The organism is Oscillibacter sp. KLE 1745 (assembly GCF_000469445.2).
In the GTDB taxonomy this organism is placed as follows: domain Bacteria; phylum Bacillota; class Clostridia; order Oscillospirales; family Oscillospiraceae; genus Oscillibacter; species Oscillibacter welbionis.
In genome coordinates this window covers 32,660-50,886 of sequence record NZ_KI271680.1, presented here as the reverse complement: position 1 = coordinate 50,886, position 18,227 = coordinate 32,660, and the positions used below count along the sequence as shown (strand labels likewise).

At 62.8% G+C, this 18,227-nt stretch carries 20 protein-coding genes; 5 read left to right on the top strand and 15 right to left on the bottom strand.

Annotated features, from left to right (window positions below; translation table 11 throughout):
- From HMPREF1546_RS02765 to ispE, 6 genes are all read right to left on the bottom strand, one after another.
- Positions 1–597, bottom strand: a 597-nt coding sequence (locus HMPREF1546_RS02765) for an ECF transporter S component (RefSeq protein ID WP_021751662.1), incomplete at its 3' end; no start/stop codon positions are given.
- 136 nt (positions 598–733) lie between these two features.
- Entirely contained in the window at positions 734–1,786 is a 1,053-nt protein-coding gene (locus HMPREF1546_RS19495) for a uridine kinase (RefSeq protein WP_256264474.1), read from the bottom strand.
- Between the two features lie 367 nt (positions 1,787–2,153).
- Entirely contained in the window at positions 2,154–3,167 is a 1,014-nt protein-coding gene (locus tag HMPREF1546_RS02755; protein WP_036630429.1) for a substrate-binding domain-containing protein, read from the bottom strand.
- Between the two features lie 145 nt (positions 3,168–3,312).
- Entirely contained in the window at positions 3,313–4,185 is an 873-nt protein-coding gene (locus HMPREF1546_RS02750; protein WP_025545721.1) for an AraC family transcriptional regulator, read from the bottom strand.
- Between the two features lie 134 nt (positions 4,186–4,319).
- On the bottom strand, positions 4,320–4,955 hold the full coding sequence (gene spoIIR / locus HMPREF1546_RS02745) for a stage II sporulation protein R (RefSeq protein ID WP_036630424.1): 636 nt from the start codon (positions 4,953–4,955) through the stop codon (positions 4,320–4,322).
- A gap of 72 nt (positions 4,956–5,027) precedes the next feature.
- Positions 5,028–5,906 (bottom strand): 4-(cytidine 5'-diphospho)-2-C-methyl-D-erythritol kinase, encoded by an 879-nt coding sequence (gene ispE / locus HMPREF1546_RS02740; protein WP_021749474.1) that lies wholly within the window; start codon positions 5,904–5,906, stop codon positions 5,028–5,030.
- A gap of 166 nt (positions 5,907–6,072) precedes the next feature.
- On the opposite strand from ispE, the gene HMPREF1546_RS02735 reads away from it, so the two are divergent.
- Both HMPREF1546_RS02735 and HMPREF1546_RS02730 read left to right on the top strand, forming a co-directional pair.
- A complete protein-coding gene (locus HMPREF1546_RS02735) occupies positions 6,073–6,756 on the top strand; it encodes a helix-turn-helix transcriptional regulator (protein WP_021749473.1) in 684 nt (227 codons plus the stop codon).
- A gap of 91 nt (positions 6,757–6,847) precedes the next feature.
- Complete coding sequence (locus HMPREF1546_RS02730; protein WP_036630421.1) at positions 6,848–7,039, top strand: hypothetical protein; 192 nt, start codon at positions 6,848–6,850, stop codon at positions 7,037–7,039.
- A 113-nt stretch (positions 7,040–7,152) separates the two neighbouring features.
- Here the strand turns inward: HMPREF1546_RS02730 and HMPREF1546_RS02725 are convergent, their stop codons facing one another.
- Positions 7,153–8,433, bottom strand: coding sequence for a DUF1015 domain-containing protein (locus tag HMPREF1546_RS02725; protein WP_021749471.1), 1,281 nt, complete (start codon positions 8,431–8,433; stop codon positions 7,153–7,155).
- A gap of 29 nt (positions 8,434–8,462) precedes the next feature.
- Positions 8,463–9,062 carry a bifunctional phosphoserine phosphatase/homoserine phosphotransferase ThrH gene (gene thrH / locus HMPREF1546_RS02720; protein WP_021749470.1) on the bottom strand — a complete coding sequence of 200 codons (600 nt, stop codon included), beginning with the start codon at positions 9,060–9,062 and terminating at the stop codon, positions 8,463–8,465.
- 208 nt (positions 9,063–9,270) lie between these two features.
- On the opposite strand from thrH, the gene HMPREF1546_RS02715 reads away from it, so the two are divergent.
- Positions 9,271–9,495, top strand: a complete 225-nt coding sequence (locus HMPREF1546_RS02715; protein ID WP_036630419.1) for a DUF378 domain-containing protein — start codon at positions 9,271–9,273, stop codon at positions 9,493–9,495.
- Positions 9,496–9,582: 87 nt separating this feature from the next.
- Here the strand turns inward: HMPREF1546_RS02715 and HMPREF1546_RS02710 are convergent, their stop codons facing one another.
- From HMPREF1546_RS02710 to HMPREF1546_RS02700, 3 genes are all read right to left on the bottom strand, one after another.
- On the bottom strand, positions 9,583–10,896 hold the full coding sequence (locus HMPREF1546_RS02710; RefSeq protein WP_021749468.1) for a cation:proton antiporter: 1,314 nt from the start codon (positions 10,894–10,896) through the stop codon (positions 9,583–9,585).
- A gap of 183 nt (positions 10,897–11,079) precedes the next feature.
- The gene (locus HMPREF1546_RS02705) at positions 11,080–12,822 is read right to left on the bottom strand and encodes an NFACT family protein (RefSeq protein ID WP_036630417.1); all 1,743 of its coding nucleotides are present in this window, start codon (positions 12,820–12,822) and stop codon (positions 11,080–11,082) included.
- Positions 12,823–12,826: 4 nt separating this feature from the next.
- Positions 12,827–13,228, bottom strand: coding sequence for a Mini-ribonuclease 3 (locus HMPREF1546_RS02700; RefSeq protein ID WP_021749466.1), 402 nt, complete (start codon positions 13,226–13,228; stop codon positions 12,827–12,829).
- Positions 13,229–13,470: 242 nt separating this feature from the next.
- Between HMPREF1546_RS02700 and HMPREF1546_RS02695 the strand changes: the two genes are divergently transcribed.
- Together HMPREF1546_RS02695 and HMPREF1546_RS02690 are read left to right on the top strand one after the other, a co-directional pair.
- The gene (locus HMPREF1546_RS02695) at positions 13,471–14,028 is read left to right on the top strand and encodes an RNA polymerase sigma factor (RefSeq protein WP_021749465.1); all 558 of its coding nucleotides are present in this window, start codon (positions 13,471–13,473) and stop codon (positions 14,026–14,028) included.
- Complete coding sequence (locus tag HMPREF1546_RS02690; protein ID WP_021749464.1) at positions 14,025–14,597, top strand: hypothetical protein; 573 nt, start codon at positions 14,025–14,027, stop codon at positions 14,595–14,597. Before HMPREF1546_RS02695 ends, HMPREF1546_RS02690 begins: the two co-directional genes overlap by 4 nt.
- 66 nt (positions 14,598–14,663) lie before the next feature.
- Here HMPREF1546_RS02690 and HMPREF1546_RS02685 read toward each other — a convergent pair whose 3' ends face one another.
- The 4 genes from HMPREF1546_RS02685 to HMPREF1546_RS02670 all read right to left on the bottom strand — a co-directional run bounded on the left by HMPREF1546_RS02685 (position 14,664) and on the right by HMPREF1546_RS02670 (position 18,226).
- Entirely contained in the window at positions 14,664–15,086 is a 423-nt protein-coding gene (locus HMPREF1546_RS02685; protein ID WP_021749463.1) for a DUF2000 domain-containing protein, read from the bottom strand.
- Positions 15,049–15,984: a DMT family transporter gene (locus tag HMPREF1546_RS02680; RefSeq protein WP_021749462.1), complete on the bottom strand. Its 936-nt coding sequence runs from the start codon at positions 15,982–15,984 to the stop codon at positions 15,049–15,051. Before HMPREF1546_RS02680 ends, HMPREF1546_RS02685 begins: the two co-directional genes overlap by 38 nt.
- Before the next feature lie 7 nt (positions 15,985–15,991).
- The gene (locus HMPREF1546_RS02675) at positions 15,992–16,813 is read right to left on the bottom strand and encodes an AraC family transcriptional regulator (RefSeq protein WP_021749461.1); all 822 of its coding nucleotides are present in this window, start codon (positions 16,811–16,813) and stop codon (positions 15,992–15,994) included.
- Positions 16,814–16,894: 81 nt separating this feature from the next.
- Positions 16,895–18,226, bottom strand: coding sequence for an MATE family efflux transporter (locus tag HMPREF1546_RS02670; RefSeq protein ID WP_021749460.1), 1,332 nt, complete (start codon positions 18,224–18,226; stop codon positions 16,895–16,897).
- Between the last annotated feature and the right edge of the window lies 1 nt (position 18,227).

The window sequence follows — 18,227 nt, the reverse complement described above, 5'->3', positions numbered from 1 at the left end:
GCGGTATGACGAGCTGGCGCTGCTGCTGGCGGCCTCGGTACCGGCCTGCTCCCGGCGGAAGCGGACCATGCCGGTGCGGTCCAGAGCCACCATCAGGACGGGAATGAACACCAGCTGGAGGATGATGCCGGGAATGGCGTTCACCAGCGCCTCGGTCAGGAAGATCTGCCAGGTGAAAGGCACGCTGGCCACGCCGGTCATCACCACCCGCACCGCAGCCCAGACGATCCGGCCGCCCACCATAGCAGCCAGCAGAGCACGGTACAGGGCCACCACACACTGCCAGCGGGACCGATTGTACAAAAAGCCCGCGATGCCACCGTAAGCCGCCAGCTCAAAGGCCATGGCCACAGCGGCCACCAGCGGCGGCATTCCGAAGAGCGCCATCCGCATCAGCGGGGCCACGAATCCCACCACCGCGCCATACCGCCAGCCGCAGATCAGGCCGCAGAGGAACACGGGCAGGTGCATGGGCAGCAGCATCCCGCCGATCTGGGGGATCTGTCCGGTGAGGAAGGGCAGTACCAGCGCCAGGGCCAGGAACATGGCCGCCAGGACCAGGTTATGGACATTTGTTTTGAAATTGCTGTGTTTCATGGGGTTAAACTCCTTCTCAAAAAGTCTTTTCGCGCCGCCTTCTGGCGCCGCACCAGCCTTCTGGCTTTTTTTACGGAGTCTGCAGGGCTGTGAATACCGGCCTTCTGGCCGGGCGCTTTTCAGGGCTTTCCCCTCATCAGGGGAAAAATTCGGTGGTGTCGATCACCAGCTGGCAGCCCTTCTCCGGGCCGCATTGGCGGATATACCGCTCCTCCAGGGGCATCCACCGGCTCTCATAGGCGGCGAAGTGGGCGCCCTCCCGCCGCTCCAGGCGGCGGCGCTGCTCCTCCGGCGCACAGGTGAGAAACATCCGCAGATCATAGCGGGCCGACAGCAGCGGGTGCTGGGAGTAGCTTCCCTCCACCACAGTGAGGGGCCGGGCCGGAAGCGTTGTCCCCTCCCTCAGCGTGCCGCTCCGGCAGTCATACGGGCGGCAGCGGATCTGCGCTCCGGCCCCTGCCGGCACCAGTACCTCCTGCAGGAAGCGGGCCAGGTCCATATTTCCAGCCGGGATCTGCTCCCAGTTCTCTGCCCGGCGGTCCGGTGGGAGATAATAGTCGTCCATGTGGACCACGTTGCAGGGAAGGAGCCGCCCCATCAGGTCTCCCAGGCCGCTCTTGCCGCTGCCGCAGCGGCCGTCAATGGCCACGACGGCTGGTCTGCCGCTCCGCGCCAGCCGGGCCGCCGCCAGCAGTGCCGGGAAGTACCCGCCGTATGCTGTCCGCAGGACCCGGTAGTGGGGGTCATACGCCTCCCGGTAGGCCGGCGAGTGGTGGACGGGCGGACAGCCCTGACGGCGGTACACCGCCAGCCAGTCCGCCATACCGGGCAGGGGCAGCGCCTCCGCCGCGGTCAGGCATTCCTCCAGGTCCGCCGCCGTCCCGTGGTGCTCCGCCGCCGTCAGAAGCAGCAGATCCGCCAGGAGCGGCGCAGCCAGCGTCCAATCCCCCGTCCCCGACAAATGAACGCGGCACAAACCGTTCCCGATCCGCTCCGGCGGCCGGGCCTCCCGGTCTGCGGGAAGGGCGCTGCACTCCCCCAGCAGCTGCCGGAGGACATCTCCCCGTTCCCCCGCTGCATGGGCTGGACCGAACGTACTCTGATAGGCCAGCTTGGCACAGTCCTGGGGCTCCATCAGCGGATAGCGGGCCAGGTGCTCCCGCAGGACCGTTTGAAATTCCTCATGCATCTCTTCAGCCCCCCGGCAGCCATGGTATTGCGCATCGGTCATCCGACACGTTTATAGGATAGCACCTGGAGTACACTCAAAGTCAAGAGCAAGCGTGAAAAAATCTGAAATTTTTTCGGATGGTATCCGCACGCGGAGCAGAGTGGGAGTTTGCAGCTGGTTTTGCGCACCCGCCTTTCATCGCGCATGCCGATTCGGGATATGCCCGTTCAAATGCGGAATCCATGCTGTGCAGCCCGCGTTCCACATCCGTTCCCTGTCTGATGCCATGCCGGGGCGCCCGTCCCGCAGTACCTTCTGGGCTGAAAAAGCCTGTGTTCCTTCTGAACACAGGCTTTTCTGCACTCCGGCAAAGCAAGGCAGTACGTCAAGTGGTCACCGCCTCCACAGGAACCCGGAGTACAAAGGGCTGCTCCGGGTCCGTGCAGTCGTTCCCCAGCAGCTCCCGGAGCCCGTCGTCATAGGCCCGCCCCCGGGCCAGATTGACGGCTGCCGCCACCGCCGCCCGGGCCTGGTCCTCCGGGTTCTGGTCCACCGTCATATAGAGCTTGCCGCTCTCCAGGGCGGCGGCCCCCTCCGCCGTGTGGTCCACGCTGACGATGGGCGCCGCGCCCGGATCCCGGCCGGCGGCCTCCAGCGCCTCGATGACTCCCAGGGCCATTTCATCGTTGTCGCAGATGACGCAGTCAAAGTCCACGCCCTGCTCCAGCAGGGCCGCCATGGCTTGGCGGGCCCGCTCCCGGCTGAAGCCGCAGACCTGGTAATCCGCCGCGGCGATGGGGCAGAAGCCGTCGTCCAGCAGGCTCTGCACGGCGGTGCCGGAGCGGGCATCTGTATTCTCCTGGCCGGGCATCCCCTGGAACAGCAGATAGCGGATATCCGTCCCGTGGTCCGTCTCCCAGAAATACTCCGCCAGGGCGTGCCCCTGGAGGGCGCCGCTCCCGGCCTCGTCCATGCCCACAAACACCATCCGCTCGTTCAGGATCGCCGTCCCCGGCGCCCGGTTCAGCAGCACGACCCCTGCGTCGCCCACGATGTCTGCCACCTTTTCGGAGTCCTCCCCGTCTGCAAGGTTCACCAGCAGGGTCTCCACGCCTTCTGCCAGGGCCTCGTGGACCTGGCGCAGCTGGGTCTCCGGGTCGTTGCCCGCGTTGTAATACCGCACCGCGTAGCCCTGGGCGGCGGCCTCCGCTTCGATGTCCGCCTTCAGCTCCGACAAAAACGTATCCTCCCTAGACAGCAGCAGGCCCAGAGCCCTCGTCTCCCTGGTCCGGGACTCCACAGCCCCGGCGGCGTCCGCGCCGCAGCCGGTACCCAGCACTGCCACGGCGGCCAGCAGGGCCACAACTGCGCCGATTTTCTTCCTCCATGTCCGTTTCATCTGGATCTCCTCCCTATTCATCCGTCTTCTGCTTAGGATGCTGGACAAAGTATACAAATATACCTGACGGAATGAAATAGACAAACCTGCGGGGGGAACGGCACGGTTCCCTCCGCAGGTCTTTTTTCCGGACTTTTCTGCGGTCTCACGGCCCGATCCGGAATTTCCGGTACTCCGTGGGCGTGAGGCCGACGTATTTTGAAAAGATGCGTGAGAAGTAGCTGGCGTCCGCGAATCCCACCGCCTCGGAGATGGTCTGGACGCTGTCCTGCGCGTTCACCAGCCGCATCTGAGCCTCCCCGATCCGGCGGCGCAGGACATACTGCTTGAGGCTGTATCCCGTCTTCTGCCGGAAGATATGGGACAGATGATAGGGACTCAGATAAAACTGGCGGGCCAGCTGCTCGATGGAGAGGTCCTCCGCATAATGGCGGTCGATGTATCTGGCCACACGGCCGAAGGTGGAGTCCTCCCGGGTGACGAGATCCTCCTTCCGCCCCGCCGCCATCCGCCGGACCAGCTCCAGCGACGCCAGCATCAGGTGCTGGCACAGCTCCTGGAAGCCCGGCTCCCGCTCCGCTGCATACCGGTCCATCAGGCAGAAGAGCTCCTTCAGGTCCGCAAACTGCTCCGGCTGGTGAAACAGGGGGCAGCGGTCCGGGGAAAGCAGGCTGTATGGCGGCAGGTCCGCCAGCGCCAAGTTCCCGATGGCCACGCACAGGGTCTGATACGGCTGGTCTGCCTGGGGGAATTCGTCGTGGAGGGCGCCGCCGCTGCACAGCACCACATCTCCGGCTGCCACCTCGTACCGGCGGAGATCCACGGTGTACCGGCCGCTGCCCTTCAGGATCAGCAGCACCTCCGCCAGGCGCTCGTGGCAGTGCATCAGTGTGGCGTGCTCTCCCTCCGCCCAGTCATAGTGGCAGATGTACGCCGCATAGGGCCGGTCCTGAGGCAGGCGCGCCGCCTCCTGCGGTGTGAACACCACCCGCTGCCGATTCAGTTCCGCCTCTCTCATGCCGCCGTCTCCTCCCCGCTGGAAAGTGCGGAGCATCCGGCCATCCGCCGCTCCCCGCCGTGGGGCCGCAGGAAAGTCCGGTCCCGGCCCTTATGATACCGTTCCCAGCGGGCCGTGTCAAGGGCGGCTCCCGCTCACTCCAGCGCCGCCTTCAGGCGCTCCCACAGCTCCACGGCCTTGAATTTCAGCTGGTAGCCGCCATCCTCCTCCGTCATCAGGCTGACCTGGTCTTCCGTCAGGCCAGCGGCCAGGGCCGTCTCCGGCACGTCCGCGGAGGCAGCGGTGCACAGGGGTGGAAACACCACACACCACCAGTTCTGTCCGGCGCCCTCCCCAATCAGAATCCGCAGGGCCAGATACTCCCCGGCTGGAAGAGAGAAGCCGTCATATTCCTTGGTGGGAAAGGCCGTGTCCTCCAGCTCTGCCGTCACGGCGTAGTCATAGCCGTTGGCCCGTACCGTCTCCTCGGCGATGGCCTCCAGTTCCGGCAGGCTCTCCCGCAGGCGAATCTCTGCCTCCGCCCGGTCCGCCGACTGCTCCAGAATCTCCGTGGCTCGCTCCAGCACCGCATCCCGGACCAGGAGCTTCAGTGCCTGGTCCTCCTCCGTATCAGAGTTGGCCAGCACATGGAGCCGCACCACCTTGTCCGCCAGGTCCCGCTGGGTGTTCAGCGCCCAGACGCCGGTCATCAGAAACGCCGCCGCACCCAGCAGCAGGGCCAGTTCCACGATCCGCAGAGTCTTTCGCTCACGCTTTGCAGCTGTTTTCATATCCGTTTTCCGTCCTTTGCTATGTAGCCCCATGGGGCCCGTTTCCCCCATCATGGACGGAAATTCCGGATTTTATTCCATCTTTTCCAATATTTTTACCGGCGCGGCCAGATACGTCTGCCGGTAACGTCCCTCCAGCGCCTCCTTTGCCCGGACCGCCTTTTGCCGGTCATCAAACAGGCCGAACACCGTGGGGCCGGAACCGCTCATGGCCGCGCCCAGGGCACCGTGCCGCAGCAGGGCTTCCTTGATGGAGCGGATCTCTTCCCCTTCCTCCTCCGTCAGCACCCGCTCAAAAACATTTCCAAGGCAGGCGGCCGCGGCGGCCAGATCGCCCCGGGCCAACGCCGCTGCCATGGCCGCCGTATCCGGCCGGGGGCCAAGGTCCGCCCCGTCCAGCCGGGCAAACAGCTCCGGTGTGGGCAGGCCGAAGTCCGGCTTGCACAGTACGATGGCACAGTCCGGCAGAGGCGGCAGGTCCGTCAGGAGCTCACCCCGTCCCTCTGCAAGACATGTGCCGCCCCGGACGCAGAAGGGCACATCGCTGCCCACTGCCAGCCCGATCTCCTCCAGCGCCTGCCGCGGCAGATCCGGGGCGTACAGGGTCCGCAGGCACCGCAGCACCGCCGCCACATCCGCACTGCCGCCCCCAAGCCCCGCATAAGCCGGGACCCGCTTGGCAAGGCGTACCTCCAGCCCCGGCACCGGGCGGCCCAGCCTGTGGAAAAAGGCATCCGCCGCCCGCTGCTCCAAAGTGACCTTCCCCGCCGGAAGGGAGATGCCCTCTGTCAGCAAGGAAAAGCCGCCCGCCGCCTCTGCCACCGTCACGGTGTCCCCCAGGGACACGGCCTGCATCACCATCCGCATGTCGTGATAGCCGTCTGTACGCCGCCCCAGAATATCCAGAGTCAGGTTGATCTTGGCCGGGGCCTCCAGCGTCAAAGTCTTCATCGCACCACCTCCCGCGGGCCTCCGCCCGCTGTCTGGGTCCAGTATAGCACATCCCTCCCCAAGTAGAAACAATGAATCGCCCGCAACCGGACGGTTGCGGAAAGTTGGTGGACGCAACCGGAAAAACCTGCTATGCTGAGAGCAGCGGAGCGGGAGGCGGTGCGTCATGGACATGAGCAAGGCGATTCGGGAAGGCCGGGATCGCTTGGGCATGAGCCAGGAGGCTCTGGCGGAGCGGCTGGGCGTGAGCCGGCAGGCGGTATCCAAGTGGGAGATGGGAACCTCTGTTCCCTCTCCGGAAAATCGGCGGGCGCTCTCGGAGATTTTGGGGACAGACCTTCAAGTGGAAAGAGAAACAGCGCCGCCCGTCCCTCTGCGGCGGTGGAAGCGGCTGACGCTGGCGGCAGGGCTCCTCTGCCTGGCGCTGCTGGCGGCGCTGGGCTGGATCCTTTACAGCGCGCATCAGGACGGCTGGCCGCCGCCGGAGGATCCGCAGATTACAGGCGTCTATTTCTATGATGCGGCCGGGCAGGAGATCGCCAAAAGCGACTTCGGCTGGTATCTGTTTCCGCCAGACAGCACCGTGAACGTGGCGGTCACCTTCCAGGACGGCCGGGAGCACACGGTGGATCAGGTGGTTTTGTTTCTGTATCCCACCGGCACCGGAGTGGCCGAGGAGCGGCAGCAGATCGGCGTCCGGCGGATCCGGGACGGCCGGACCTTCGCCCTGTTCCGCTGGCAGATCCCCGCCAGCCTTTATTCTCATTTGGAAGTGCAGCTGGAGTGCAAGGATGGGCAGACAGTCTCCGCCTCTCACTGGAACGTGATCGACCGGGATTCTGCCTTTTGAACGAATGCCCGGCGTCATGTAAAATTTTACAAATTCTCTTTCTTCTTTTAAGATAGTGCGGCGAATTTATACACAGAACAGAGGAGGTGGAATGAATTGTTTGGGCAATCCCCCCAACAGCACCAGAAAGGAGCATCGTATGCTGGACATCCTGTTTTTGAGCAGAAGCTCATTGCTGTACGCAGCCCTGCTCCTGTCGGCCATCACAATCCTGTCCCTCGCCCTGCTCTGTTTCGCGTATGAAGCTACCCAGAAGTTCCGGAGGCGGAGGGGCCTGTTTTAAAAAGACGCTCTCCCCAAAAGCCGCGGCGGTTCCGCGGCTTTTGCCAGGTTTCAGAAGAAACAGCGCCGCAGGCAAAAGCCTGCGGCGCTGTCTGTATCTGTGGAAACGACTTCTTACTTGATCTTCCGAGCCTCCACATAGTACCGCTTATCCTGGGCGTGGCCCATGGAGAAGGTCTTGCGGGGCAGGACGCCGTCGGCCATGACGGTCTTGAACAGCTGTTCCTTGCCCATAGCCGGGAGCTTGAAGCCGATGTTGCCGGACTTGCTGCCCAACTCGTCCGTCACTTCGTCGCCATGGATGTAGTCCACTTCGCCGCCGTGCTCCTTGAGATAGGCGTCCAGGAAGGTCTGGAGCGTGCCCACCGCCAGCTGCATCCTGGGATTGGGCACCGTGATGGTACCGGTATGCCCTGCATAGGTGTAGGCGATGGTGTGGCCCTCGCCCTCCCCTTCGTGGGCGCCGGGATAGGCGGCCTTCATCGCCTCCAGCACCTGTTCGGGCTCCACGCCGAAGAGGACGCGGTGGATCGGCTCGAACTGGAGGGCGTCGTCGTGATTATTCACCACTTCCACCAGAGCATAGCGGGCGGGCAAATCGGCCCACTGGTCCTCCGGCGTGACCTTCTTCAGGTTCTCATAGCACTGCTTGGCTGTTGCCAGAGAGTGGTTGCCGTCGCCCACCGCGAACAGCAGAGGTGCCGCGTCCTTCAGGCCGTACTTTTTCTCCATGGCCTCCGGCGTGCACATAGCCGCCAGGGCGTCCGCCACGGCGTCCATCTGGGCGTCCGTCAGCTTCCAACCCTTCAGGTGCCCGCCGCCCTGCTGCAGGTCAAAGTCATACAGCTGCTCCATCTCCCCGCTGGCGGCGGTCAGGGGCTCAATAACCGTGCGGTCCGGGTCGTCGATCAGCAGCATCACGTGGGGCAGCTCAACGGGGGCGTCCTGCCGTACCCGTACCCGGGGTGGGATGCGGGAGAGCACCGTCCCCTCCGTGGCCCGGATCAGGGCGCCGGAGCCGGGGGTGAAGTCATACTGGTCCAAATCCACCATGCCGATGAGGCCGTGGCGCACCTTGCCGTCGGACTGCGTGCGCTCGATATAGAACAGGGACCCCGGCAGGGTCTGAAAGACGCCCTCCGCCAGATAGCGGTTCATAGCGCCGTTGATGTCCGCGATATGGGCGTCCACATCCGGGTCGTTCAGCTTAGCCTCCGGCAGGATCAGCCGGAGGGTGGAAGGCGCGTCCCCCACAGTCTCCTCCACCGCCTGCCAATACTCCGGCTGGGAGGTGAACTGGTCGCAGGCCACCACGGCCCACTTGGTCATGTCCGCATCCTTGGGCAGCAGGATATCCGCCGGGTAAAAGCCCAGCTTCTGGAATTTCTCGTTCATGTCGCGTCCCCTTTCTTTCCGGAAAACTCTTACAGCGCCGCCTTGATGGCCGCCAGCAGGTCGTCAAACTCCTCAAAGGCCGGAATCTCCGGGTGGTCGGCTTTGATCTGCTCCGTGCTCTTGAAGAGGAAGCCTGCCTTGCTGGCCTGGATCATCCCCAAATCGTTGAAGCTGTCGCCGCTGGCGATGGTGTCATAGCCGATGGACTGCAGGGCCTTCACCGTGGTGAGCTTGGACTTCTCACAGCGCATCTTGTAGCCGGTGATCTCGCCGTTCTCCGCCACCTCCAGGGAGTTGCAGAAGATGGTGGGCCAGCCCAGCTTTTCCATCAGAGGCTTGGCGAATTCCTCAAAGGTATCGCTCAGAATAATCACCTGGGTGGTGGCCCGCAGCTCGTCCAAAAACGCCTTGGCGCCGGGCAGCGGATCAATCTTGGCGATGGTGTCCTGGATCTCCTTGAGCCCCAGGCCGTGCTCCTTCAAGATGCCCAGCCGCCAGGTCATCAGCTTGTCGTAATCCGGCTCATCCCGGGTGGTGCGCCGCAGCTCCGGAATGCCGCTGGCCTCTGAAAATGCGATCCAGATCTCCGGCACCAGGACGCCCTCCATATCCAAGCATACAATATTCATACTGTCTCCCCTTATCAATCGGTCTGCGCGGCTTCGCCGCGGGCGAGATCGGATCCCGCTGTTTCGATTATACAATCCCTATCTTTCCTTTGCAATGCGATTTGCAAATTTTGTCCAGGCTGGAAATTTTCCCCATCCGCATAGTTCCCGCCCCGTTGGATACACTAACGCCAAATCCCTGCTGGAAGGCATAAAGGAGGTTTTTCGCATGGTGATTGATAAGATCGCATTGGCACTGGCTATCATCGGCGCCCTGAACTGGGGCGGGATCGGCCTGTTCGGCTTTGATACGGTGGCTTTCCTCTGCGGCGGCCAGATGGCCATTCTCTCCCGCATCATCTACGCCCTGGTGGGCCTGGCGGGCCTGTGGTGCATCACGCTGTTGTTCCGCTCCTCCGACGAGGAGACGGGCCACGCCCGCCACACCGCCTGACGGCGGATACAGCGCGCTTTTCAAAATACGGGGAGCCGACCAAAAGGCCGGCTCCCCGTATTTGCGGTTCTCAGTCACCGGAGCAGATCAGCCGCGGTCCTTGTCTCCGCCGTGCTCCCCTTCTTTCAGGTATTTCTGGTCCCTGGCCAGAAGCTCTGCGGAGACGATATCCAGCTGCTCCATCTTCTCATAGTGGTCTGCCAGATTGCTGTCCGCCGCGCTGGCCGGCTGTCCGTCGTGCCGGAATACCAGCTTCAGCAGGATGGGTGTGAGGATCGTGCCGCCCACCACGGTGATGATGACCGGTGCCATCAGGGTCCCGGACAGCACTCCCAGCTCCAGACCCCGGTTGGCTACGATCAGCGCCACCTCGCCGCGGCAGACCATGCCCACGCCCACCTGCAGGCTCTCCTTGCCAGTGAAATGACAGAGCTTTGCGCCCAGGCCGCAGCCGACGATCTTGGTGGCCACAGAAATCAGCAGCAGGAGAATGGAGAACAGCACCAGGCTGCCGGTCATGCCGTCCACCTTTGCCTTGATGCCCACGCTGGCGAAGAACACCGGCGTCAGCAGCAGGAAGCTCAACGGCTCGAACTTGGATTGGATATAGGAGGACTTGGGGGTGCAGGAGATCACCAGGCCCGCCACATAGGCGCCGGTGATGTCCGCCACGCCGAAGAACTCCTCCGCGCAGTAAGCCATCAGAAGGCACAGCACAAAGGCCAGCACCGGATAGCGGCGCCGCTCCCGGCCGGGCCACAGGGCCATCAGCCAGCAGAAGAACTTGTGGGCGAGGAAGGAGACCACAGCGGAGAACACGAAGAACAGCACGATCTTCAGCAGCACCAGGGCGATGCTGTCCTGTCCGCCGGACAGGCTGCTGACGATGGTCAGGGCAATCAGGCCCAGCACGTCGTCGATCAGAGCCGCCGCCAGAATGGTGTTGCCCACCTTGGTATCCAGCTTGCCGATCTCCTTCAGTGTCTCCACTGTGATGCTGACGGAAGTTGCAGTAAGGATGGTGCCGATGAACACATCCTCCAAAAATCCGCTGGTCTCAATCATGCCGGTCCGGTCTGCGAGCATCGCCAGACCTGTGCCCAGCACCAGTGGGACGATCACGCCCAGCAGGGCCACCAGGAAGCCCGCCTTGCCGCTGTGCTTCAGCTCCTGGATATCGGTGCCCATGCCGGCGGAGAACATCAGTACGATCACGCCCAACTCGCTGAGCTGGGTGAGGAACTCCGTTTCTGATAGTACGTTCAGCATAGCCGGTCCCAGAATCAGTCCGGCTACCAGCGCGCCAACTACCTGTGGCATCTGGATGCGTTTCGTCAGGATGCCCAGCACCTTGGTGCTCAACAGGATCAGCGCCAGGTCCATGAGATAATGATACGTCATTGCCTCTCACTCGCTTTCTGAGGTCTGAATACTGATTGCCTCCCGTTTTCAGGAGAGCTTTATTGTAAACCTTTGCTCCCGTTTTGCAAGAGCCATTCTGCACAAAAAAGATTCCTGTTTTTGGATATTTTGAAAGAAAAAGAAGCTGCTTGACCAACAAGCAGCTTCTTTTTAACAACTTTTTTATGACAATTGAAGTTTCTTCACAAGCCCCTCCTCCGGCGCCACGTTCACGGTGCGGCAGGTGGAGTAGATCACCATGCCGGGCCGGGCACCGGCGGGCTTCTTCACGTTCTTCACCGGTGTGTAGTCCACGGGGACGTTGGCACCCTCCCGGGCCTGGGAGAACCAGGCCGCCAGCTTGGCCGCCTCCACGATGGTGTCATCGTCCACCTCACGGCCGCCTGTGCAGAGGATCACGTGGGAACCGTGGATCTTCTGGGTATGGAGCCAGATGTCCCGGTGGTCCGCGCTGCGGGTCAGCTTGTCGTTCTGGCGGTTGTTCCGCCCCACCAGCACCCGGAAGCCGGAGGTGGTGCGGAACTCCAGAGGCTTTGCAGGCCGGTTCTGTTCCTTTTTTCCCTGTCGGCGGAGGAAGCCCGCGTCCCGCAGCTCGCCGCGGATGTCCAAAAAGTCCTGTTCCGTCTCTGCCCGGCTCAACTCCTCCAGCACACTCTCCAGATAGTCCAGGTCCCGGCGGGCAAGGGCCATCTGCTCCGCCAGATACTTCTCCGCCGTCTTGGCCTTGGTGTAGCGCTTGTAGTATTTGGCGGCGTTTTGCTGGGGCGTCAGCAGCGGGTCCAGGGGAATGGCGACAGGGCGGCACTCCGGGTCATAGAAATTCTCTGTCTCCAATCTGGCCGCCCCCCGCTCCATGCGGTAGAGGTTGGCGGTGATCAGGTCACCGTAGATCCGCAGCTGGTCCCGGTTCTGTGTGGCGGCGTAGTCCTTCTCCTGCATGGCCAGTTTCCGCCGGATGCGGTCCCGTGCCGTGGTGGCAGTCCGCAGCAGGTCCGCCCCCCGCTGACGCACCCGCTCCTGCTGCTCCCGCAGGGCGTAGAAGTCATCCATCAGGGTGGAAAAAGTGTCATACCGGACGGTCTCCATAGCAGGGCCGTACTGGGCGATGGGGCAGTAGGTGAAATCTGCCATCTTCCCATCTTTTTTCAGGCAGATTGGTGTAAAGTGATTTTCCTGTATATCTCTGATGAGCCCGGACAATTCCTTCCAGAGGCGGTCCTCTCCCACCGCTCCCAGGTCAAAGAGATGGGCATCCGTCTCCCCTGCGGAGCGGAAGGCCAGTTCCCGGGCGATCAGGGGGGAGATGCCGAAGTAGTGGTCCAGCAGAAAGGCGTCCACACTCCGCTCCGGGTTTGCGGCGGAGATCTTCTCCCGGAAGCCGTTCTCCGTCTCCTCCGTTACCGGCAGGCGGCCTACGGAGGCAGGCGGCTCGTAATACAGCCCCGGCAGCACCTGCCGGGCAGCAGACATGTCCGCGTCCACCCGACGGAGGCAGTCGATGATCCGGCCCTCCCCATCCAGCAGGATCAGGTTGGACCGGCGGCCCATGGCCTCCAGCACCAGGGTCCGCCGCCCCGGCTGACCGAAGTCGTCAGTAACGTCCAGCTCCAGCCGTACCAGCCGCTCCAGGGGCGGCTGGGTGACCGCAGCCACCCGTCCCCCAACCAGATGCTTGCGCAGCAGCATACAGAACATGGGGGGCTCCGCCGGGTTGTCCCTTGTCAGGGCGGTCAGCTGGATGCGGGGAGTGTTGGCCCCGGCGTTCAGCAGCAGCCGCTTATTCCCCCGCAGCAGCAGGATCACCTGGTCCCGGGCGGGCTGCTGGACCTTATCGATCCGCAGGCCCAGCAGTTCCGACCGCAGCTCCTCCGCCACCGCCTGCATACAGATTCCATCCATTGGCATGGTCTTACTCCTCCATCATCGCGCGGAAAAGCGCATTGATCCGGTCCCGCCGGCCCTTCAGATACAGCCAGCCCAACAGGGCCTCCAGGGCCGTGGCCTCGCCGTACTGGGCCCGGGTGGCATGGCCGGGTACCGACTTCACGTGAGCGTTCCGCCCGCGGCGGAACACAGCGGCCTCCTCCTCCGTCAAAAGGGACAGGATCCGCTCCGCCTTCTCTGCCTGGCTCTCCGCCCGCACCAGAGCGATGGTGGCCTGGTGCAGCCCCCTTCCTGTGGCCTTGCCATGGGCACAGAGCCAGGTGCGCACCAGCACCTCGAACACGGCGTCCCCCATGTGGGCCAGGCCGATGGAACTGATAGCGCGCAGCTGGTCGTCGGTGAGATTCGGTTCAAAATAGTTTTCCATAAAGGACTCCTTGGGGAACAGAAATTTTCATACCGGAATATCTTACCACACTTCCCCCGGTTTGTCACCTGGGATGCAAAGTCGTCTTTTCCGCAGACGCAGCTGGAACTGCGGCCTTCTCCGCTTCTCTTCCGGCCGTATGGCCGCATGATCGTATATTGAAAAAATACTGGAATCTGTTGTAGGATTTGCCGAAAAAAACGTAGTGTACAAAGTGAAACCGGAAAGGAGGTGGAGCAACCATGGATGAGGAGCAGATCATCACACTGTTCTTTGCGCGTTCCGAACAGGCTATCGAGGCATTGGATGCGAAATATGGAAAACTATTCCACAGTCTCTCCTATCACATCGTGAATGACAGGCAGGACGCAGATGAGTGCGTCAATGATGCGTACCTGGGGGCATGGAATGCCATTCCCCCGGCAAAGCCGGACTCTCTGCTGCCCTATATGGCGCGGATCGTCCGCAACATTTCCCTGAAGTGCTATTGGAAAAAGGGCGCTGCCAAGCGAAACAGTCCTTACACCCTTGCTTTGCAGGAAGTCGAGGAGTGTCTTCCAGACCGAAAGAGCGCCGAGGAAGAGGTGGAGGCAAGGGAGCTCGCCCGCGTCATTGCGTGCTTTTTGGATACGCTGTCCGCAGAGAACCGCGTAATCTTCATGCGGCGCTACTGGTTTTCTGACAGCTGCCGGGACATCGCCGGGCTTGTCGGGCTGAGCGAAAAAAATATCTCCGTCCGGCTGACCCGGATCCGAAGGAAGCTGAAACAATATCTGGCAGAAAGAGAGGCGTTTTTATGAATGCAAAGAAGTTTTCCGATGCTCTGAGTGCGCTCGACGGCAGGTATGTGGAAGAGGCCGCCCGGTACAGGCGAAAGCACGGGCAGTCCTTTTGGGTCCGGTGGGGCGCCGCGGCGGCCTGCCTGTGCCTGCTGGCCGCCGGCGGGGCACTGCTGATTCAGGGCAGAGGGCGCGCTGCCCCGGATCCTCAGCAGGTTCAAATCCCGAATCCCATCCTCACAGTCGCGTCCGCCGCAGAGATGGAAGCATATCTGGACTTCAAGGTCCCTGTGCTGGAGAAAGAGGTGGAGGCGTACTCCGTGTTCATCTCAGATGGGTACCCCACCATGGGACAGGTGGACTATGCGGACGGCTCCCAGTTTCGTATCCAGTATGGGAGTGGAGACATCAGCGGAATCTACGGCGGCACACTGGAGGAGAGCAGAGAGATTGCGGGCGTCAGCGTCGCATACTACCAATACGATAGTATGTCGTATGCCATCTGGGAAGCGAACGGCTTTGCCTGCAGCTATTTGTACACCAATGGCGGTGATGCTGAGGTGGATCTGTTGATCCAGCAGGGGCCATAAGTCCTCCGGGAAATGATACGAGAATGGGGCCGCAACCGGGCGCGGCCCCATTCTTGCGTTTTTTCCCTACCGCAGCAGCGGCAGGCTTCCGGTCAGCCGGTCCACCTGATGCCGGGGGCCCAAAAGGGCCATGCCCAGGTATCGTAGCTCCCCCGGCCCGGTGCGGGCCATTTTTTCGATGAACTCGCCGTAGGTACGGCAGCTCTGGGCCAGATCTGTAAAGTCCACAGCCGCCACATCTGCAAATTCCAGCTCGGCCAGCTGCCGCCGCAGGGTCTGAAAAGTCTCCGGCCTGCCGGAGAGCACCGGCACCGGCGTGCGGATGATCCCGGGGTGGATGGCTCCGGCAGCGTCGGTCACGTCCTCCCCTACCAGTTCCGGCCGCAGCCGGCCCCATGTGATGCCCAGGATGGCCGCTGTGTTGGCAGCGAGGCCCCGGGGCATGGCCTCATCAATCACCAGGACGCATTTGTCCAGTTCCTGTTTCATGGTGTGTTCCCTCTTTCCAATGGAGTTTGCCTTCAGAGAGAAGCAGCCCGATCAGGGTCAGTACCGTACCGGCTCCGGTCATCCAGGTGAAGGGTTCCCGCAGGATCAGCACGGAGGCCGCCACTGTGATCACCGGCACCAGATAGATGTACACGCTGGTTTTCACCGCCCCCAGTGCCTTCACCGCGAAGTTCCAGGTGACGAAGCACAGGGCCGAGGCCCCCAGCCCCAGAAACAGCAGATTCCCCAGGTTCACCGGGGCTGTGAGTCGCGTGAGCTCCAGCCGGACGCCAGAGACCATCAGCGCCGGCAGCATGAATGCCAGCCCGTAGAAAAAGGTTCGCCGCGTGGTCAGGACAGTGGGATGGCCCAGGGCGCTGATCTTCCGGGACAAGAGGGCGTAACAGGCCCACACGAAGGCGGCCAGCAGCGCCAGCAAATCCCCCCGGAGGTCCAGCTCCAGGGCAGAGCCGTTGAAGCTGATAAGGCAGATCCCCGCCATGGCCACCGCAAAGCCTGCGAAAAATGTGGGCCGCAGCCGCTCCTCGCCCCGCATCAGAAAATGGGTCAGCAGGGCGGTGAAGCAGGGAGACACGGAGATGATGACCCCCACGTTGGAGGCCATGGTGTACGTCAGGGCGATGTTCTCCAGCAGGTAGTACAGGCACACGCCGCACAGCCCCGCCAGGGCAAACAATCCCTCCTGCCGCCGTGTGACGCCCTGCAGGCGGCGAGGACAGACTGCCAGCAGCGCCAGAAAGCCCATCATGAACCGGATAAACAAGATCTCCACTGGCTGGAAATCCACCAGCAGCACCTTGGTGGAGATGAAGGTGGTCCCCCAGATCACAATGGTCAGCAGGGCCGCCAGGTGGCCCCGTGCAGGATTCGTCTCCACAGCTGTGTCATCCTCTCTCCCATTCCTGCCGGAACAGCTCCCGGCAGGCCCCCGGCGTCAGGCCGGTGAAGGCAGTGAAATAGTTGGTGAAATGGCTCTGATCGGAAAAGCCTGTCTCCACGGCGGCCTCTGCAGAGGAGACACCCCGTTCCAGCAGGCGCCGTGCCTCGCTGATCCGCACCGCCATCAGATAGCGGTAGGGCGTGACACCCTTGGCCTTGGCAAAGGCCCGGACCAGGGCGGATTTGCTCAGTCCCGCCTGAAGGCTGAGCTCCTCCAGCGTGATATGCCGGGCATAGTGGCTCCGGATGAACGCACAGGTCCGCTCCACCTCCACCCGGCAGGCAGAAACCGTTTCCACCATCCCGGCGTAACCCGGCAGCAGGAGGCCCCAGGCCAGCAGCAGCGCCTCCTCCCTCCGGAGCTCCGGCTCCTCCCCCAGCACCGCCCGGTGCAGGGCCCGGAGGCGGCCTGCCAGTTCTCCGTCCCGAACCACGGCCACGGAAAAGCCGGGCATTGCCCGGCTGCCCATGATCTCCTCCGCCAGGGCCAGCATGGTGCTGCGTGGGATATTCAGTCCCCGGTAGTCCAGAGACCCGTCCGCCTGGATGCAGGCATGGCTGTCTCCCGGGTTGAACAGCAGCACGTCTCCCGGGCCGATGACCTGCCGTTGGCGGCCGCAGGTGAGGGTCCGGGTCCCCCGCTCCACCACGCCGATCACATAATGGTCGTGAAAGTGGCTGGGAAAGGGCCTGTCCACCGCCCGGAGGCTGTACGCCTCCAGCCCCAGAGCCTGGTCATATCGGGCGGTCCGCGCCGCTTGTCTCATGGTTCTTCCCTCCTGTCGGCACCAGCCAGCATACCACCTGAGCGGAGCCGCCGTCTTGTAACATATCCGCGTTTTCCCCCGTCAGGCGTAATGGTAACGCCGCCGCATCAGCACCAGCAGCACCACCGAGAGCACCACCCCCAGCAGTTCCGCCGCTGCCACGGACCACCAGACGCCATCCACGCCGAAGAACACCGGCATCACCAGCACCAGTCCACCCCGCAGCAGCAGCGTGCGGGTGAAGGCGATCAGGGCCGACAGGGCGCCGTTGCACAGGGCCGTGAAGAAGGCGGATGCGTAGATATTCAGCCCGCAGAAGAGGTAGCACAGGGCAAAGATCCGGAAGCCGTGGGTGGTCAGCTCCAGCAAGTCCGGAGAGTACCCCACGAAGGCAGCAGACAGGGGCCGGCTTAAGAGCTCCGACGCCGCCACCATCGCCACGGAGGTAGCGGCGATGATGACGCCACTGCGGCGGAAGATGTTCTTCAGCTCATCATAGTTCTCCGCCCCGTAGTGATAGCTGACGATGGGGGCGCTGCCCATGGAGAACCCCAGAAAGGCAGCCACAAACACGAAATCCACGTACATCATCACCGAGTGGGCCGCCACGCCCGGCTCTCCCAGAAGGTCCATCAGCCGGATGTTGTAGAGGATGCCCACCACGGAGGCGGAGATGTTGCTCATCAGCTCCGAGGAGCCGTTGATACAGGCGTGAAGCAGTTCCCGGCCGTAAAAGTTCGTCCGCACCAGCCGCAGGCCCTCTCTTCTGGGAAGCAGGAAGTACACCACCGGGATGACACCGCCCACGCAGTAGCCCAGCACTGTGGCCCATGCGGCACCGGTGACACCCATGCCCAGCAGGGCGATGAACACGTAGTCAAAGGTGATGTTGGTGGCTCCGGCAGCCAGGGAGAGCAGTAACCCCAGCTTGGGTTTCTCCGCCACGGAAAAGAAACTCTGAAAGGCGCTCTGGAGCATGAACACGGCACTGCCGGCCAGCAGGATCCGGCCGTAGGCGATGCAGTCTTCCAGCAGCAGGTCGCTAGCCCCGGCAAAACGCATGATGGGTTCGATGAAGGCGATGGTCACAATGGAGAGCACCACGCCCAGCCCCGCCACGCACCAGATGAAGAGCGTGAAATATCGGGAGGCCAGCTCCGGCTTCCCCTCCCCCAGCGTGCGGGCCACGATGGCGCTGCCGCCGGTGCCCAGCATGAAGCCGAAGGCGCCGATGATCATAGTGATGGGGAAGGCGATATTCACCGCCGACAGGGCCAGGTCCCCCACCAAGTTGGATACGAACAGTCCGTCTACCACGCTGTACAGAGAGGTGAAGATAATCATAACGATGGTCGGCAGTGTGTAACGCAGCAGCCGTCCGTAGGTGAAATGGTCAGAAAGTTTGATCTGCATA

Excerpts from the sequence above, each read along its gene's own strand:
- HMPREF1546_RS19495 (WP_256264474.1), bottom strand. The coding sequence starts at position 1,786 with ATGCATGAGGAATTTCAAACGGTCCTGCGGGAGCACCTGGCCCGCTAT.
- HMPREF1546_RS02755 (WP_036630429.1), bottom strand. The coding sequence starts at position 3,167 with ATGAAACGGACATGGAGGAAGAAAATCGGCGCAGTTGTGGCCCTGCTG.
- HMPREF1546_RS02750 (WP_025545721.1), bottom strand. The coding sequence starts at position 4,185 with ATGAGAGAGGCGGAACTGAATCGGCAGCGGGTGGTGTTCACACCGCAG.
- spoIIR (WP_036630424.1), bottom strand. The coding sequence starts at position 4,955 with ATGAAAACAGCTGCAAAGCGTGAGCGAAAGACTCTGCGGATCGTGGAA.
- ispE (WP_021749474.1), bottom strand. The coding sequence starts at position 5,906 with ATGAAGACTTTGACGCTGGAGGCCCCGGCCAAGATCAACCTGACTCTG.
- HMPREF1546_RS02735 (WP_021749473.1), top strand. The coding sequence starts at position 6,073 with ATGGACATGAGCAAGGCGATTCGGGAAGGCCGGGATCGCTTGGGCATG.
- HMPREF1546_RS02730 (WP_036630421.1), top strand. The coding sequence starts at position 6,848 with ATGAATTGTTTGGGCAATCCCCCCAACAGCACCAGAAAGGAGCATCGT.
- HMPREF1546_RS02725 (WP_021749471.1), bottom strand. The coding sequence starts at position 8,433 with ATGAACGAGAAATTCCAGAAGCTGGGCTTTTACCCGGCGGATATCCTG.
- thrH (WP_021749470.1), bottom strand. The coding sequence starts at position 9,062 with ATGAATATTGTATGCTTGGATATGGAGGGCGTCCTGGTGCCGGAGATC.
- HMPREF1546_RS02715 (WP_036630419.1), top strand. The coding sequence starts at position 9,271 with ATGGTGATTGATAAGATCGCATTGGCACTGGCTATCATCGGCGCCCTG.
- HMPREF1546_RS02710 (WP_021749468.1), bottom strand. The coding sequence starts at position 10,896 with ATGACGTATCATTATCTCATGGACCTGGCGCTGATCCTGTTGAGCACC.
- HMPREF1546_RS02705 (WP_036630417.1), bottom strand. The coding sequence starts at position 12,822 with ATGCCAATGGATGGAATCTGTATGCAGGCGGTGGCGGAGGAGCTGCGG.
- HMPREF1546_RS02700 (WP_021749466.1), bottom strand. The coding sequence starts at position 13,228 with ATGGAAAACTATTTTGAACCGAATCTCACCGACGACCAGCTGCGCGCT.
- HMPREF1546_RS02695 (WP_021749465.1), top strand. The coding sequence starts at position 13,471 with ATGGATGAGGAGCAGATCATCACACTGTTCTTTGCGCGTTCCGAACAG.
- HMPREF1546_RS02690 (WP_021749464.1), top strand. The coding sequence starts at position 14,025 with ATGAATGCAAAGAAGTTTTCCGATGCTCTGAGTGCGCTCGACGGCAGG.
- HMPREF1546_RS02685 (WP_021749463.1), bottom strand. The coding sequence starts at position 15,086 with ATGAAACAGGAACTGGACAAATGCGTCCTGGTGATTGATGAGGCCATG.
- HMPREF1546_RS02675 (WP_021749461.1), bottom strand. The coding sequence starts at position 16,813 with ATGAGACAAGCGGCGCGGACCGCCCGATATGACCAGGCTCTGGGGCTG.
- HMPREF1546_RS02670 (WP_021749460.1), bottom strand. The coding sequence starts at position 18,226 with ATGCAGATCAAACTTTCTGACCATTTCACCTACGGACGGCTGCTGCGT.